Source organism: Cupriavidus pauculus, assembly GCF_008801835.1.
Classification (GTDB): domain Bacteria; phylum Pseudomonadota; class Gammaproteobacteria; order Burkholderiales; family Burkholderiaceae; genus Cupriavidus; species Cupriavidus pauculus.
Window position 1 is genome coordinate 1 of sequence record NZ_VZOW01000057.1, and the last position, 15,920, is coordinate 15,920.

The following is a 15,920-nucleotide window of genomic DNA, read 5'->3' on the forward strand; positions in this document are numbered from 1 at the left end:
CGACGCGCGGGCGAGGTTGTTCCACGGCAACGCGTCAACGCGATGACGTGGCAAGTGAATTGAGATTCCTAAGCAACTAGGCAGTAAGGCGTCGCAATCCAATGGGGGGCGGGACTGCGATCGGGGTAAAACCCCAATTCACACAGGAGTGGAGGGAGGACGAAGAAGTCCGTCTGGAATGAAACTGGCGAGGAGCGCGACCGTGCGGCCCGCCACCTCGAACGATTCCGGCCGCCAAAGCCAGAAGCCCAAGAACCATCCGGCGGCCTGGCTCATGGCGATGCACGCATCGCACGTGTGCCCGTTCGCATCAGGATCCAGTTTTCCCCGCGAAGGGCTGTGCTGCGTGTTGTGGTGACACGGCTTGTCCGCGTTGCTGACCGCTTCCTCCGCATCGACCTCGAGGCCCATCGCCGCGTCATTGCGCAGCCGGTCATGAGCTGGACAGCCGGCGTGCGCGAGCCCTCCCATCGCCTGCAGCGGCAATGCGAAGATCATGAACCACAGCAGGAGGCGGGGCAGCAAACGTCTCATTCGACGGCACGGAAAGGCGGAATTTCGTTTCATCGTATTCTAGAGAGTCGGCCTGTCAGCAAAATGACTCGCACATGACAGCGTCGAAGCGCATCGGGGGCCAGGCGGGCACACGGCGCCCAGACGCCCCGGATCCCTTGTGCCCCGATCACCGCCTTCTTGTCCGACAGATTGCCGAGCTCCGCACTTCGTGTGCGTCTTTGATCTAGGACAATCAACTGCAGGCTTGTTGCCGCAAGTCAAAGGCTGCTCGGATTCCCCCACTTGATTCCAGCTCATGTACGCTCCCATTTCTCCGGCACTGGACTGCCGCATTCCTGTTGATTTATGTTAGTTCAGCTTGCAGCGGCTGCCTACGCCTGTGGGGGCAGCAGGGTCGGTGCCGAGCATAAGGCCTGTGCTAGTCCGCATTGCCATCAGGACATCAATCCATCGATCATGCGAACCCTCAGGTTCCCGTCATCCAAGCGGTCTCGGTTAGCCCGGAAGCCACCCAACCTGGCACGGATCCTCTCGCGGATATCGTCTGGCCACAGGCGCTTTTCCACTACCGCTTCCGCGTCCGCTTGCGATCCTTCCGTCTCTGTTTCCGCATTTGGCCCGCGAAGCATCGTCCGCGGGGTCGGCGCCCGTAAGTGCGATTCAGATAGATCACAAATGCCAGGAACGCAACGACGCAGAGCACGACAACCAGCAGTAGCGAGGACAACACGCCATGCGGCAGGTCGAAGACGTAGTATCGGTTCAAGTCTGCAGTCGCCCTGCTGTGCAGGCCGACTCAGTTGCGTATGTAGTGAAAGGCACCATCAAGCAAATCGGCGGACGCCAACGATCAAAGCACCATCACCATTGGCGAACCGCACGCCAAACTTCTCCAATTTCCGCTCGATCATGCAGAGTCCTGCAAGCATGTCATTCAGAATGGGGCCGAGCCGCCGGTGGTCGCCGACGGCCAGCGGAAACGGGCGCGTCCTTAGCTTTCGCAGGCTCAGCGTCATGAGTGGCAATGTCAACGTGCAAAATGTCTGGCGGTGTACGACAGTGAATCCTGCGGCATTTACCTTGCGAATCAGTTCTGGGAGCGTGTAGCGCGCTTCCGGCGCCGCCTTGGCATTGCTGCTCAGTCGTCGCGTTCGGCGGTGCGGTACGGTCACGACAATGCCGCCACCCGGCCGACATGCTTTGCGCAACTGGTCAAGCACTATCCCGTCTGACGGTGCGTACTGCAGGACGTCGAACGCCCCAATGACATCAAACGCGTCGGAGAACGGCAGGTGCATGGGATCCATCTGCAGACAGGAAAAGCCATATTCCCGGCGTACTTCTAGCAGAGCATCCACGCAACGGTCTGCCGCGACCAGCGCGGTCGCGGGATAGCACTTCCTGAAATCATCCAGGAATTTCCCCGCACCGCAGCTTAGATCCAAGAACGACTCAATCCGCGGGAACCACCGGGATAATGCGTCGATGATCAGTCCGCGGCGATACGCGAACCAGAAGTTCCTGTCTTCAACGTGTGCGAATTCCCGCAACAGGGACGCCTGATCCCCATCATGATCACCGACTAGTTCGGGCGCGAGGCACACAACGCCGGATGTCGAGGGCGGGTGCCAGTCGCAGGCCCAACAATGCCAACCCAGCCGGGACAATGCATTGCCACATCTCACGCACAATCGCATCGCCGCCTCAGATGGAAATAGGAGACCCTCCCTCAAGGGGAACTCCATCACTTTGATGAATCCTCGTATCTCAGCCATGCTGCCCTTGGACCCACTACGACGGCGCACTGGCGAAGTCGTCTGGATGGCTGCCGGGTCCACGCGACCAATCGCGCAGTCAGTAGGCTATCCGTCGATGGTATGGCTAATGGCCTGTCGCAAACATGACGGGGAAATTACCGAGCGCCTCAGCCGTTGCTAAAGTTGGCCGAAGCCAAGACTGGCGAAAACGCGGGCATGTGGTCTGGCTCGGCGCGATCCCGGTGAGGATCGCCATCCCGGTGGTGTCCACAGAATGCGAAGGCTTCCGGTATCAAGATTCGCTGCAGGCGCCGTGTGGAGTGTCGGATTCAGCGCCACGACACCATTCGTATCGGTGGAAAAAGGTCGGCCTGCCGTGCTTGTTGCCCGATGTCGCCGCAGATAGCGATGCGGGTCCTTTGATTCTGTCCAGCGTCCCGCGATCGGGCGCAGGGCCCATGACGGTCAAAACCGATGTCGAACGACAAGGCCCCGGCAGCCCTCGTTCCGCTGCAGCGAGAATGGCTGACTTGCCCCGTTGCCGGTGCTGGGGTCACGAGTGCGCTGGGCGATCTCTGCTACAAAACCATCACCGTCACCCTACCCGGCTTTCTAGCGATACTCGGGATTCCGGCGGCGGTTCTGGGATTGAGCGAAGGCGTGCGTGGCCGATGCTGTGGCGAGTTTCACCAAGATGATCTCGGGCAACCTCGGAACTCGAGAAACTTTTGGTGCTGGTCGGCTACGCGCTGACGCCTGCGGGTCAGATCGCGATCGGCTTGGCCACGGCGCGGCCACTGTTGGTTGCGGGGCGAATGGACCGACCCCACCAGGCCGTTTCGCTTGGTCCTGTGGCTAAGTTGTGCCATTCCGGGAGATCTAGCCGCCCTGGCTTTCCTCGGCTTCGTCGAGGACCCGGCTTCCCCCCCAATCCTGGGCCGCCGTTCTTCCGAGCATTGCATGGCCTACCGCCGAAATTCAAGCGCTATCTCGGCGCTGTCGGGATGTTTGGCTTGGGTGATTTCAACGCGCTAGGCGCATTCACCGGCCTGCTCATGGCCATCATGTTCTGGCTCGACGTCAACACCCTCCCGATGCTCGCGCCCTTCTTCCTGCTCGCGTGCCCCTGCATGGCCGCCCAGGAAACGCTGGAGCCGACGGTGACCGCCGAGATGGTGTCGACGGACACGCCGGCCATGAGTATGGGCGCGCTCGGCACCACGAACGGGGCTGCGAAGTTCATCTCGAGCGCCGGCGTCGGTCTCATCTGGTCGGCGCTATCGCCTGCCCTCGCATTCGCGTTGGCCCCCTCACCATGGCGGCCGGCACGATCAGGCGCGACTACAGCGCATCTGAACCCCGCCTAGTCGGCCGGAAATCGAGCGCGCTTCCGCGCAAAACCTCCCCGCCGTGCGTGTGGGCGATCGCACCATTCCCGAAGCTGAACTCCGGAGCGCGACGGGGCCATGGCGCGGACCACTCAGCCGGGGGCTCATGCGGAACAACGAGGCGCCTTGGATACCGGCTAGGGACGCATCTCCTGGTAGAGCTTGAGCATGTCCTTGTATTCGCCCGCCGTCTTCTGTATGGAAAATTGCATGCGTACCGCATTCTCCGCAAACGCAACCCGCTCGACGTCCATCTCGACCGTATTGCCGTCCATGCTGGACTGCATCGGCACCCGGTAGAGCAACGCCTCATGCGGCGTCGACTGTCGGGCCTCCAGATGCTGAGGCGAAGTCGTCGTCATACCCGCGAACGTGTTGCCGCTTGCCATCGCCCGTTCTAATTCGGCGCCGAAGTCGATGTCCCGCGCCTTGTAGTTCGGGGTATCCGCGTTAGCGATATTGGCTGCCAGCAATTCTAGCCGTCGCGTGCGGAGCCTGAGCGCCAGTTCATGAACATTTTCCCCGCTACGCGCAGCGTTCTGGATAACAGCCGTTTCCATCTCGCGTCTCCAACGCATTCGGAAGAGCACAGGCTAGCTTACCCCAACCCACATCATTTTGAGGATCAGCGATCGGTTTGCGGACCTTTCACATGACCAATTTGCAATGATTTCGACACCTTTGCGCCGTAGGGGAGTTACCTGCTGTGGACGTATTCTCCTCAGATGACGGGATCGTAATACTTGGGTCATTCGAATGATCGTGTCGGATCGATAGACTGTGCACACGGTGAGCGAGACAGACTCACCAACATGACTCCGGAGAAATTTCCATGAAGATGCTTCACACTGCCATTCTTACCGCCGCACTCTCGATTCTCGCTGGCACAGCCGTGGCCGCTCCGGCCGAGGGGCAGGTCCATCGCCCTCGCGATCCCTTCACGGATGGCGCGCGTGCCGGTGCCTCAGCCAGCGACGTGTACGCTGGCGGCGCGCGCATTGGAGCACGAGACGTATTCACCGACGGCGCTCGCGGGCTCTGACACGTTGACGCTTATGCCAGCTTGACACTTGCACAAGTGTGAGGGAGTCAGTCAACCGGCCAGGTTGACTGACTTCCGCCTTCGAAGATCTGCGGGGGCGTATTAGTGAGCCGAAGCGGTCAACAGCACTTTAGGCATCTGCTCGCATCCCAAGGTTGAGACAGTGCAAGTTGCAGCCCGGCGGGGGGCCGTTCGATGCGATGTCGACGACGTAACCAATACCCTCAAGTTAGTCATAGAGGTTGGCGACAATGCCTGCATCGTCTTCGATACCAAGTACTCGCACGATGTTTGCTCCCAGGCCGCGAGCTGTGAAAAGGTCAAACGCAGATGCCATACCGATTGGCAAGCTAGAGCGGGCACCTATGGCAGTGAGCTGAGCGTCGTCCACTTGCAGTATGTCGACTCGAATCGCGACTTCTGCCCTGTCATTTTGAATGGCCGCTCCCGCCTCCCAATTCGGACTTTGGCGCATGCAGAAGCGAATGGCGGGAACTGGTCTGCGCCCATCGGTAATGCCGGAGCGTACCCCGGCGCCGATGGCGTGCGCCCTGCGCCGTGCAGGAGGTCTGAGCGTCCAGATCGAGGCAATCCCAAGAGCCGCCGATTTCCAGAGCGGCCTTTCGCCGAAGGCGAATTGAGTAATATGCCAAGCAGCCTTGGTGCCACGCCTGCGGCACCAGGGCCGACGCCATTGACGCAAAGGTCCCTTTACCCGCTCCTTTGGAGCAGGATAAATTTGTCTTCCACATCGCGGCAATGAGGCACAAATACAGCCCACATCACCGCAGCCGTAGGGCAGAGCGTGGCAGGACAGGCCAGTTTGTCGGCGCGTCCCAACCCTTACATACGGTAGCGCAGTGTTGCCATCACGCTGCGGGGCGCCCCTGGCAGGTTCAGGTTCGGGCTGGAGCCGTGCCCTGACACGATGTAGCCTTGGTTGAGCAGGTTGTACACGTTGAGCTGCGCTTCGAACTTGCCGCGGCGGTACCAAGCCACCATGTCGGCCGTGACATAGCCGGGCAGCGTCACGGTGTTGGCCGGGTCAGCTTGGCGGGCGCCAACCAGGTTTAGACCGCCGCCCAGGCCAAAGCCGTAGCCCAGGTCCTTCGTGATCCAGAAATTGCCGGAATGGCGCGGCGTCAGCGTGGCCTGCTTGCCTTCCAGGGCCGGGGTCGACTTGGTGACCTCGGCGTCCAGGTAGGCATAGCCGGCCAGCATGCGCCAGCCGCCGCCGAGCTCTGCCGCTCCGCTCAGTTCCAGACCGTCGGTACGTTGTTCGCCGATCGGGATCAGCGCCGTGCCCGTGGCATTGGCGACCTTGACGTTGGTGCGTTCGATGCGGAACAGCGATACGGTCGTGGTTGCCTTGCCATCGAGCCAGTCATACTTGGCGCCGACTTCGGTGTTGCGCGTGGTTTCCGGTGCCAGCTGGGCGTTGTTCGCGGCCAGCGAGAAGGCTTCGCCGGATGGCTGGAACGAGCGGCTCCACGAAACGTAATACGACTGCTGCTTGGACGGCTGCCACACCAGGCCCGCGCGCGGGCTCCAGTTGTTGTCGGTGCGTGACAGGTTCTGCTGCCCGGCGATGCGCTGAATGGTTTCCTGTTCGAAGCGGTCGTAACGGATGCCGACCAGCGCCTTCCACTGCTCGCTGAATTGGATCATGTCCTGCGTATATATCCCGAGCGTCTTGAAAATGCCAAGGTTGCTCGTTCCCGGATTGCCACCCAGCAGGCGCGGCAGCGTGGGTAGAACGGGGTTAAACAGGTTGACAGTCGCGATGTTGTTACGCGAATAGTTCACCAGATCCTTGTTCTGCTGGCCCACTTCCACGCCGTACAGCAGTTCGTGCTTCATGCCAAAGAACTCGGCCTTCTGCGTCAGATCGGTCTGGTTGAACCAGCCGTGTTCCTCGCGATAGACGTTCGAACGGTTCAGGCTTACGGTCAGCGCCGACTCGTTGACAGTGCCAGGCAGCGTGTTATTCCGATCCAGCGAGTAGTGGTAGTAGCGCGTGGCATTACGGATCGACCAGTTTTCGTTGAAGCGGTGGTTGACCGTTGCTGTGCCCGAATACACTCGGCTCTGGCTGTAGTCCGCGTCACGGGCATTGGCGGCGCCGTAGTACGTTGACGGATCGACGGCAACCGGCCGCCCCTTGTATGCGGGAACGCCGAAGTCGGTGACGCGTCGGTCTTCCAGGTAGTCGGCCTGCAGCAGTACCGTGGTTTGCGGCGCGATGCGCAGTTCCAGCGACGGGGCCACAGCGGTGCGGTTCAGGAACTGCTGCGATCGATAGCTGTTTGCTTCCTCATGTGCGGCGGTGATGCGGAAGGCTGCGGCGCCATCGGCGAACACACGACCCACATCGCCTTCGACGCGGCGGTCGGCCCACATGCCGTAGCTCAGCGCAAAGTCGGTGACATCGATGCCCGGCTTCTTGGTCACGCGATTGATCAGGCCGCCGGACGAACCGCGGCCATACAGCACGGCGGCAGGTCCCTTGATGACTTCCACACGGTCGACGTTGGACAGATCGCGGAAGTAAAGCGCATCGTCACGGATGCCGTCGACGAACTGGTCGGCAATCGCGGTGAAGCCGCGGATCGACACCTGGTCGCGCTGTCCGTCACCGGTGGAAAAACTCACGCCCGGCACGTTCTTCAGCGCGTCCTGCATGGACGTTGCGTGCTGGTCTTGCATGACCTCGGCGGTCACCACGTTCACGGTTTGCGGAATGTCACGCAGCGGAGCGTCGGTCTTGGTGGCGCTGATCGCGTTGGGCGGGTTATATCCGGCGCCCAGTTCCTTGCCCACGTCGGCTTTGACAGTGACAGGTGGCAGGCTTTGCACCTCAGGTGCAGCGGTTTGTCCGTGGACCAGACTGACCAGCAGTGCAGGGCATGCTGCCAATGTTCGAACAATATATTTTGTGTGCGGATAACGGCTCATTTCTCTCTTTGTACCTTTTGTAATGCATTGTAATTTTTTGAATGAGAGCGAATCATTTTCGACTATCTTGATGTCAATGTCGGCGGTCATGAATTGTCGGCATGGGGACATCGCGCCGACGTTCGATTACGTGGCGATCGGGCATGAAGATAAACGCGATTGTGGGGACCAGACGCTGGTACGTCCCGACAGGCGGTGGTGGTGATTGAGCGCCGATGGGGACATTGGCGCTCTGCCCGAGGGCCCTCTCTGTCCCGGCGCCTGCTGGCAATGATCCTCAAAATTTTGAGAGGCCAACACGCCGATCCAAAAGTCTCGGATTCAGCTAATCGTTGCGACGCTTGACCCTTTAGTAACTACAGGGTCGAGGTTCCGGGAACTCTGTTCAATCGATTTAAGGGCAGCCATGTCCAATGTTAAGCGCCTGAAGTTAAAAATCGCAGGCATGGATTGCGGCGCATGGCGGGCAAGATCGAAAACGCCATGAAGCGCCTGCCGGGGGGCGCGACATCAGCGTCAGCTATGGCAGGAGAGTCTGACAATTTTGTTCGACGAGGACCGAAGCACGTTGCAGAACATCGAAGCCCAAATCCGTTCGCTCGGATTTACACCTGTCAGCACAGAGGGTACATGCGATGTGACCGGCACGTCCCGCGCGGACGCCACGCCGGGGCGCGAAAAGAAGGCACGGCTGGTTCTAATGACCGGCCTGGCGTTTGCCGTCGCCTTTGCCATTGCTCACCTCCTACCGCAGCGGGTGTTAGTAGGCTTACTTGATTGCAGCGATCTTTAGCATCGTACCGGCGTTGCGCCGTGCCTATGCGAGAGCGACACCGGCAGCCCTTGCATCTGGACTGGCATCCGGCGCAAGGCAAGGTTTGTTGATCAAGGGTGGCGCGACACTGGAAACACTCGGCAGGATTCGCACGCTGGCGTTCGACAAGACAGGCACGCTGTCCGAGGGACAGCCGAAGGTCACAGACATCATTGTCATCAATGGTGACCAGACCGAGGTGATTGCGCGCTGCGGCAGTGGAAATGAAGACCAGCCATCCGCTGGGCGTGGCGATCGTGGAAGCGGCGCGAAGCGGCAACCTCGAACTCCCTGCGAGTTTCGGCAATGCGCTCGCCATTCCGGGCAAAGCGGTAACAGCCCGCCTCAAATCCGGATTCACGTCGGTCGGGTCGCCGCGCTACGCCCCTGAACTGGCACCCGTCGACCCTGTCGGTGCAGCAATCGATTACGTCGCTGAAGCAACAGGACAAGACCGTGGTCGTAGTCCTCGCAGGCAAACGCGTTGACGGCCTGATCGTATTGCGCGACGAGCCACGGGCGGACGCCGCCGCCGCGCTCCGCCTGCACAGCATGGGTGTCAGGACCGTTGTGCTGACGGGCGACAACAGGCAAACGGGCGAAGCCTTCGGCAAGGTGCTGGGGGTCGACGTGCAGGCCGAACTGCTGCCCAACGCCAAGTTGCAGGCGATTGAGTCCCTGAAGAGCGCCGGCGCGGTGGCGATGGTGGGTGATAGAATCAATGATGCGCCCGCACTGGCCACGGCATCGGTCGGCGTCGCAATGGGAGGCGGCACCGACGTGGCATTGGAGACAGCCGATGCGGCGCTGTTGAAGAGCCGCGTCATGGGCATGGCCAATCTGATTGATCTGTCGCGCATCACGCTGGGCAACATCTGGCAGAACATCGCGCTGGCCCTTGGAATGAAAGCAGTCTTTCTGGCCACGACAGTGTTTTGTGCGACCACGCTTTGGATGGCCATTCTGGCTGACACAGGTGCGACCGTCCTGGTGACCGGCAATGCTTTGCGGCTGTTGCGATATCGCGGTCCCCACCACTGACTGGCTCTATGAGACACGCTGAGAAACTCCGCACCTGGGCGCGGTGCATTAAGCGCGATGGCGTGACCCTTTGGTTTGCTTGCCGCAGTCCGGGCACCCCACTGGTGGCAAAGGCGCTGTGCATGTTCGTCGTTGCGTATGCCCTGAGTCCAATCGATCTTGTGCCCGACTTCATACCGGTCCTTGGCTATTTCGACGACGTTGTTCTCTTGCCTGGGCTCATATTGCTGGCCGTTCATCTGATTCCTGAGGGGGTTTTGGCATCGTGTCGAATCCAGGCCGAACGTTGGCTAGGGAAGTGCTGATCAATGAGGTTTGCGCTTGATGTCGCGCAGGCCAATGAACGGGGTTTTCGCAATGCGAAAGAGATAGGCCCGATTCGAGCCCTCTCTTTTCGCGTTTCGCGCCTTGCCTGGCGCGCTTTGCGCGCTCAGGACGGACTGCTCCCCTGCAGTGCTAACAATTGCCTTTTGGCCAGTGCCAGATCGCCAGACCGAACAGGCTGAACAACTGCGCTGTGTTCTTGATCAGGCCCTTGTAGCGAACCTTGCGATGACCGAAGAGATTTTTGATGACGTGGAACGGATGCTCGACCCGTGCCCGGATTTGGGCCTTGGCCCGCTCGACGGCGATCAGCAAGTCCTTGACCGCACCGTCACGCATCGCCTTGATCTTGCCGCGCTTGACGGCCACCTGCCACTTCACGGACTTGCCTTGCATCTCCTCGCGCTTCTCCACACCCGTGTAGCCCGCATCGCCGAACGCATGCTCTTCGTGGCCATGCAGCAAGGCATGCGCTTGCGACACGTCCGACTCATTGGCCGAGGTGCCCACGATGCTGTGTACCAACCCAGACGCCGCATCCACACCGAGATGGGCTTTCATGCCAAAGTGCCATTCGTTGCCCTTCTTGGTCTGGTGCATCTCCGGGTCGCGGCTCTTCTCCTTGTTCTTGGTCGACGGTGGCGCCTCGATGATGGTGGCATCCACAATCGTGCCTTCTTTCATCATCAGCCCACGCTCGCACAGCATGATGCCAATCTCGTCGAACAGCTTTCGCGTCAGTTCATGCGCGACGAGCATGCGGCGAAACTTGAGCAGCGTCGTCGCGTCCGGCACTGCTTCGGCCGCCAGGTCGATTCCGGCAAACGCGCGCATTGCCATGCTGTCATACAGCGCGTCTTCCAGCGCTTCGTCAGACAGTCCATACCACTGCTGCAGGAAGTAGATGCGCAGCATCCGCTCCAGTCCGATCGGCGGCCGCCCACGTTTGCCCTTGGGGTAGTACGGCTCGACTGCCGCTATCAGCCGCGACCACGGCACCACGCTTTCCATTTCCGCCAGAAAGCGCTGACGGCGCGTCACCCCCTTCTTGCCATGGCTTTCTGCTTCCGCAAAACTGATCTGTCGCTTCATCACCGGATCGCGAATCTTGGGATACCTATGACAAAGCACTTCCGCAATGCCGCGATGACTCGCGCACTGATTTAATCAGCCTTTCCCTAGCCGAGCAACGATGCAAGCCAACCAGCTATTGGGGCGTTACCCTGGTCGTTTGCGCATGGGCTGCGGTCGCCTATGGGGTCTATGGTTGGTTCCGCGATGGTCGCTGAGGACCAACCTTCAATGATGATTGCGCCCTTCCTACTTGCGCGCCACGGTTACAGGCCGATTTCTTCGGCTACCGTCTGTCGTAACGACGATTCCGGCCATAAGGGGCGCGAACACGCTATTGTTGTCCGAAGAGGCGCAGCCTTTGATGTGCGTGACCGCGCCACGATCGTCGTACTGGACATGAAGTATCAGCGTGGTCGATGCAGGATGCCAGATCAATCGCTCTAAGAAATAAGATCGTCGATTCCCCGTACCACGGAATCTAGCCGCGACGGGTTTCTACTAACCCAACTGGGAGACGGGCAAAGCCGTTCGGTGAATAATCGGCCTGCCAAATGGTGCGCAGTTTGCATTCGCAGGCCTGTGGCGCGATGGCCCGACGGTGCCATCTCCTTCACGATGCCCATGCTCAATGCCGACAATCATCCGCTGGGCGTATGCTTTACGAATTTCTTCGGAGGTTTAGAGGTCGGCGCTGTTTTACCAAGCGCTACTGCATTCGTTGCGTGTGGACGCACACACGAATCGCGTAAGCATTTTTTCAATTGATGGAACGCTGGACTCGTCCCGGCAATTCCAGTATCCGCATTTTCGTCGGACGTGGCGCGCCAAGCAGCGTTCAGAAGTGTACACATCACTTTGCTAAATTTGGTCTGGCCAATGGTCACGATAATGGAAGGACAGTCCCTAGCCCGGAAGGAATTACAAAGCTAGCTACGGTTACACGACGCAATATCGCGGGCATACTGGCTACCCCGAGCCATCATCGTGGCAGCGTACGCGCACGTTTCAGCACAGTCCAAATCTAAAGAGATGCACCGCTTCATGGCCTCGACATCCCTTTCCTCAAGACAGGATACCGCGCAGTGATGACAGGCGATCACGCAGGCCTGACAGGTCTCAATACAAGATTGATAGTTTTCATGTGGCATGACAATGCTCCTTTTTTCGGAAGTTCTCAAGGCGTCTATAGACGCGTTGAGAACGAAAGCAATTGGCGCGCCATCAGCTATAGACGGCGCGAGATTCCTTACGGGAACATTACGCGACGATGACGAGGGCGCGCTGCCATTGAGAGTATTGATCGCGGTAACGAGCTTTTGATTCGCGGCGGCGCCCACTATGCTAAGTGGGCGCTCAATTATTTCGCGAGGAGACAACGTGTTCGATCGTGTTTGCGATGCCATGACTCCGCCCCTCTCACTGAGCCGCCGTCGACTGCTTAGAAGCCTAATAGCCGGAGGGGGCCTGGCTAGCCTGGGGGCATATCCACACGCTGTTTGGGCGTCGAAGAGCCAAAGTCAACCCGTGGTGCTGACTGGTACCACTTTTGATTTGGACATTGGCGCGACGCCCATGTCATTCACTGGCCGCGTCCGACCGACCACCAGCGTGAACGGCTCTATCCCCGCGCCGATATTGCGTTGGAAGCAGGGCACCGAGGTCACGTTACGCGTGACAAACCTACTTACCACACAAACGTCAATTCATTGGCACGGAATCTTGCTGCCGTTTCAAATGGACGGTGTTCCTGGCATTTCTTTTCCCGGCATCGGGCCAGGTGAGACGTTCGTATACCGCTTCCAAGTGCGGCAAGCCGGCACCTATTGGTACCACGCTCACACCCGTTTTCAGGAGCAAACCGGTCTATACGGACCGCTGGTCATCGAGCCAATGCATCCAGACCCGATCAAGGTCGATCGCGACTACGTCGTTATGCTTAGCGAATGGACGGATGAGAACCCAGAGATGGTGTTCGCGCACTTGAAAAAGATGAGCGACTTTTACAACTTCCAGATGCCGACCATTGGCGACTTTGTCAGAGACGTGTCCGATATGGGGCTGTCGCAGGCATTGGCAAAGCGGGCCATGTGGAATCAGATGCGGATGAATCCAACCGACCTTGCCGACGTTTCGGGGGCCACCTTTACTTATCTCGTCAACGGCATGCCGGCGGATGAAAATTGGACTGCGATAGCTAAGGCCGGGGAGCGCGTGAGATTGCGTTTCATCAACGGCTCGGCGACTAGCACCTTTGACATTCGAATTCCCGGCATAAAACTGAAAGTGGTGTCGGCTGACGGCCAGGATGTTGAGCCGGTACAGGTGGACGAATTCCGCATCGCCGTCGCCGAAACTTACGACGTGGTGGTGGAGATGCCAGATGATAAAGCGTACACCATCTTTGCACAGTCGATGGATCGTAGCGGCTACGCCAGAGCAACACTTGCACCGGAAATTGGGATGCAAGCGGAAGTACCCAGGCTTGATCCGAAGACTTGGCTCACCATGGCCGACATGGGCATGGGCGACATGCCCGGGATGGAAAAGGGGTCTATGGATATGGGTCAGAAGACATCCATGAACATGCCGCCGATGGAGATCGGCGGCGGCCCCACAACGCAGCCCATGACGACCGGAGCCACCACGACCGACATGACTAACATGGCCGGGCACACTTTGTCGACACTGCCGGGGCAAGTGAAGGCGCCCAGTGCCGAAATGCCCGGCATGGACCGCGGCAAATCTTCCGCGATGCCTGAGATGCAGAAGACGGGCGGTGAGACGGGGCACGAGATGGGCAAAATGGGCGATATGTCTGGCTTGGGGCCACAAGTCGACATGCGTTCGATGAACCCTTCCCGCTTGCTATCGGATCCCGGGCCAAGACTGCGCAACAACGGCAGGCGGGTGTTGACGTACGCCGACCTAAAAACGCTTGGCCCGGTAGCCGACCAGCGCCCGCCCACGCGTGAGTTAGAGCTGCGTTTGACAGGCAATATGCGCCGCTTCATCTGGGGCATTGATGGCAAGAAGTTTTCGCAAGCTGAGCCGATCCGGTTCTACTACGGAGAACGGTTGCGGATCACGCTAATCAACGACACCATGATGAACCACCCGATGCATCTGCATGGGATGTTTAGCGAGTTGGAGAATCACGAAGGGCAGGCGCTGGTTAGGAAGCACACGATAAACGTCCAACCTTCCAAACAAGTCAGCTTCCTGGTGACTGCCGATGCACCGGGGCAGTGGGCTTTTCATTGCCACCTGCTCTACCACATGGAAGCCGGTATGTTCCGCAAAATCGTGGTTGCTTGATCAGAGAAATGCCAGGGAGGCAGACGTGTCCAACCGCTCTCACATCCAACTCATAGGCCTGGCAATATTGTTGGCCAGCGTGCAGAGCCGTGGCGTGGCGGCCCAGACAATGATGCCGACGCCTGGCATGAAGGGGCCGATGCCAGTGAAACCGGCATTGAGCCATACAGCGGACAGCGGCACTGAGTCTTCCACTGAGGCGGGCAGCGCAAACGCAATCATTGAGGTAAAGGAGCCGCCGGTTCCGATGGCGGACCGGAGCCAAGGCATTCCGATGCCCGGAGATACGATGGCTGATAACGACGTATATTATCAGGTGCTGTTCGATCGCCTTGAGTATGTCAAGGCACCCGGTGGCTCTGGCTTGGCCTGGGATATGCTGGCTTGGGTGGGACGAGATATAAATCGGTTGTGGGTCAAGTCGGAAGGAACGCGTCTGTATAGCAACACCGAGGAAGCAAGAGCTGAAGCCCTATGGGGGCACGCCTTTGCGCCTTTCTGGGACTGGCAACTGGGCGTGCGACAGGACTTTGGCAATGGGCCGTCGCGAACCTGGGGCGCTCTTGGCGTCCAGGGGTTGGCACCGTACTGGTTTGATATCGAAGCAACCGCCTATTTTGGTTCCTCTGGACGCGCAGCAGCGCGGGCGCGGGCTACCTACGATATTCGCTTCGCCCAACGTCTGCTATTGACACCGGAATTTGAGGCAAACGCCTACAGCAGGGAAGATGCCGCGCGAGGCATTGGCAGCGGCATCTCGGAAGTGAAGCTTGGTTTGCGATTGCGATATGAGATCCATCGGCAGTTTGCCCCTTATCTTGGCGTTGTATGGGGCAAAAAGCTGGGCAATACCGCAGACTTTGCGCGTGCTGCTGGGGAGCGTACCACCGACAAACAAATCGTTGCAGGCGTGCGAATCTGGTTCTGACCCCACTCAGGTGAGTAGTGGCCGGACCGTCATGTCATTAGCGATCTTATTACAGGGCAGACGGAAGGTGGTCGCAATGTACCGCCCGGTGTCGCGGGTTAAATTAGATATGTTAGTGTATGCGACCTGCTTCATTTACCGAAAATACTGGGGCCTATTAATTCCAACACCCCGCTCTGGACAAGTACTTTGATTGATTACGCCAGAATGAATTTGTGGACCATCAAAATGGCCGATAACTAAAATTGCCTTCTTAATTGATTGAGGGAATTCAAAACCGACGGTGCATACATGGTCCGCCTACAGCACTGAGACGGATGATGCAATCACGCCACGGATCGGAGTCTTTCTGGTACCCAAGTTTTTCACACGCAGGCCCCTGAACTCGAATGGAGGCATCAATGTCGTGCTCGGCGCGCACCGCACGGTCGGAGACAGTCGTACATCCCGCCAAGACGACTGTTATAAGCAATATGACACGCATGCTGCTTCCCCTTTTGCATGGAATAGGATTCGCTGTTCTATCGCTCCCGAGGTCACGCAATAGGAACGCCGGAGAGCGCATTGAAAACGGAAGACCGATACCCTAATTTAGGTTGTAGAACCATTCTCTCCAAGACCTCCTTTGCCAATGGTGCGCTAGGGAAGTGCTGATCAATGAGGCTTGCACTTGATGTCGTACAGGCCAATGACTGCTGTGTTCGCAATGCGAGAGAGATAGGCCAATTCAAGCCAGGTTTGTCTCGCGTTCCGCGCCTTTCCTGGC

At 58.9% G+C, this 15,920-nt stretch carries 12 protein-coding genes and 1 pseudogene; 8 read left to right on the forward strand and 5 right to left on the reverse strand.

Annotation, left to right across the window (positions count from 1 at the left end):
* Window positions 1-138: 138 nt before the first annotated feature.
* Window positions 139-534 carry a phosphoesterase gene (locus F7R19_RS28430; protein WP_104669836.1) on the reverse strand — a complete coding sequence of 132 codons (396 nt, stop codon included), beginning with the start codon at window positions 532-534 and terminating at the stop codon, window positions 139-141.
* An 806-nt stretch (window positions 535-1,340) separates the two neighbouring features.
* On the reverse strand, window positions 1,341-2,066 hold the full coding sequence (locus F7R19_RS28440) for a class I SAM-dependent methyltransferase (protein WP_223506433.1): 726 nt from the start codon (window positions 2,064-2,066) through the stop codon (window positions 1,341-1,343).
* A gap of 1,220 nt (window positions 2,067-3,286) precedes the next feature.
* Between F7R19_RS28440 and F7R19_RS30370 the strand changes: the two genes are divergently transcribed.
* Complete coding sequence (locus F7R19_RS30370) at window positions 3,287-3,640, forward strand: MFS transporter (protein ID WP_223506434.1); 354 nt, start codon at window positions 3,287-3,289, stop codon at window positions 3,638-3,640.
* Between the two features lie 158 nt (window positions 3,641-3,798).
* On the opposite strand, the gene flgB is transcribed toward F7R19_RS30370, so the two are convergent.
* A complete protein-coding gene (gene flgB / locus F7R19_RS28450) occupies window positions 3,799-4,221 on the reverse strand; it encodes a flagellar basal body rod protein FlgB (RefSeq protein WP_104669834.1) in 423 nt (140 codons plus the stop codon).
* Between the two features lie 272 nt (window positions 4,222-4,493).
* Here flgB and F7R19_RS28455 point away from each other — a divergent pair, with 272 nt between their 5' ends.
* Window positions 4,494-4,703, forward strand: a complete 210-nt coding sequence (locus tag F7R19_RS28455; protein WP_104669833.1) for a hypothetical protein — start codon at window positions 4,494-4,496, stop codon at window positions 4,701-4,703.
* An 843-nt stretch (window positions 4,704-5,546) separates the two neighbouring features.
* On the opposite strand, the gene F7R19_RS28460 is transcribed toward F7R19_RS28455, so the two are convergent.
* A complete protein-coding gene (locus F7R19_RS28460; RefSeq protein ID WP_104669831.1) occupies window positions 5,547-7,658 on the reverse strand; it encodes a TonB-dependent receptor in 2,112 nt (703 codons plus the stop codon).
* 544 nt (window positions 7,659-8,202) lie between these two features.
* Here F7R19_RS28460 and F7R19_RS28465 point away from each other — a divergent pair.
* The 4 genes and pseudogenes from F7R19_RS28465 to F7R19_RS28475 form a co-directional block, all read left to right on the forward strand.
* The gene (locus tag F7R19_RS28465) at window positions 8,203-8,451 is read left to right on the forward strand and encodes a hypothetical protein (RefSeq protein ID WP_104669830.1); all 249 of its coding nucleotides are present in this window, start codon (window positions 8,203-8,205) and stop codon (window positions 8,449-8,451) included.
* Window positions 8,432-8,863 carry a hypothetical protein gene (locus F7R19_RS30375; protein WP_227874094.1) on the forward strand — a complete coding sequence of 144 codons (432 nt, stop codon included), beginning with the start codon at window positions 8,432-8,434 and terminating at the stop codon, window positions 8,861-8,863. The genes F7R19_RS28465 and F7R19_RS30375 overlap by 20 nt, the downstream gene beginning before the upstream one ends.
* 23 nt (window positions 8,864-8,886) lie before the next feature.
* Window positions 8,887-9,513, forward strand: a complete 627-nt coding sequence (locus F7R19_RS30380; protein WP_227874093.1) for an HAD-IC family P-type ATPase — start codon at window positions 8,887-8,889, stop codon at window positions 9,511-9,513.
* 8 nt (window positions 9,514-9,521) lie between these two features.
* A pseudogene (locus F7R19_RS28475) lies at window positions 9,522-9,806 on the forward strand (YkvA family protein); the annotation flags it as partial.
* 137 nt (window positions 9,807-9,943) lie between these two features.
* Here F7R19_RS28475 and F7R19_RS28480 read toward each other — a convergent pair.
* A protein-coding gene (locus tag F7R19_RS28480; protein ID WP_223506436.1) for an IS5 family transposase occupies window positions 9,944-10,929 on the reverse strand; the annotation gives its coding sequence in 2 pieces (ribosomal slippage) (window positions 9,944-9,999 and window positions 9,999-10,929; 987 coding nt in all).
* A gap of 1,383 nt (window positions 10,930-12,312) precedes the next feature.
* Here F7R19_RS28480 and F7R19_RS28485 point away from each other — a divergent pair.
* Both F7R19_RS28485 and F7R19_RS28490 read left to right on the forward strand, forming a co-directional pair.
* The gene (locus tag F7R19_RS28485) at window positions 12,313-14,226 is read left to right on the forward strand and encodes a copper resistance system multicopper oxidase (RefSeq protein WP_150982878.1); all 1,914 of its coding nucleotides are present in this window, start codon (window positions 12,313-12,315) and stop codon (window positions 14,224-14,226) included.
* Window positions 14,227-14,251: 25 nt separating this feature from the next.
* Window positions 14,252-15,154: a copper resistance protein B gene (locus tag F7R19_RS28490; RefSeq protein ID WP_223506438.1), complete on the forward strand. Its 903-nt coding sequence runs from the start codon at window positions 14,252-14,254 to the stop codon at window positions 15,152-15,154.
* Window positions 15,155-15,920 lie beyond the last annotated feature (766 nt).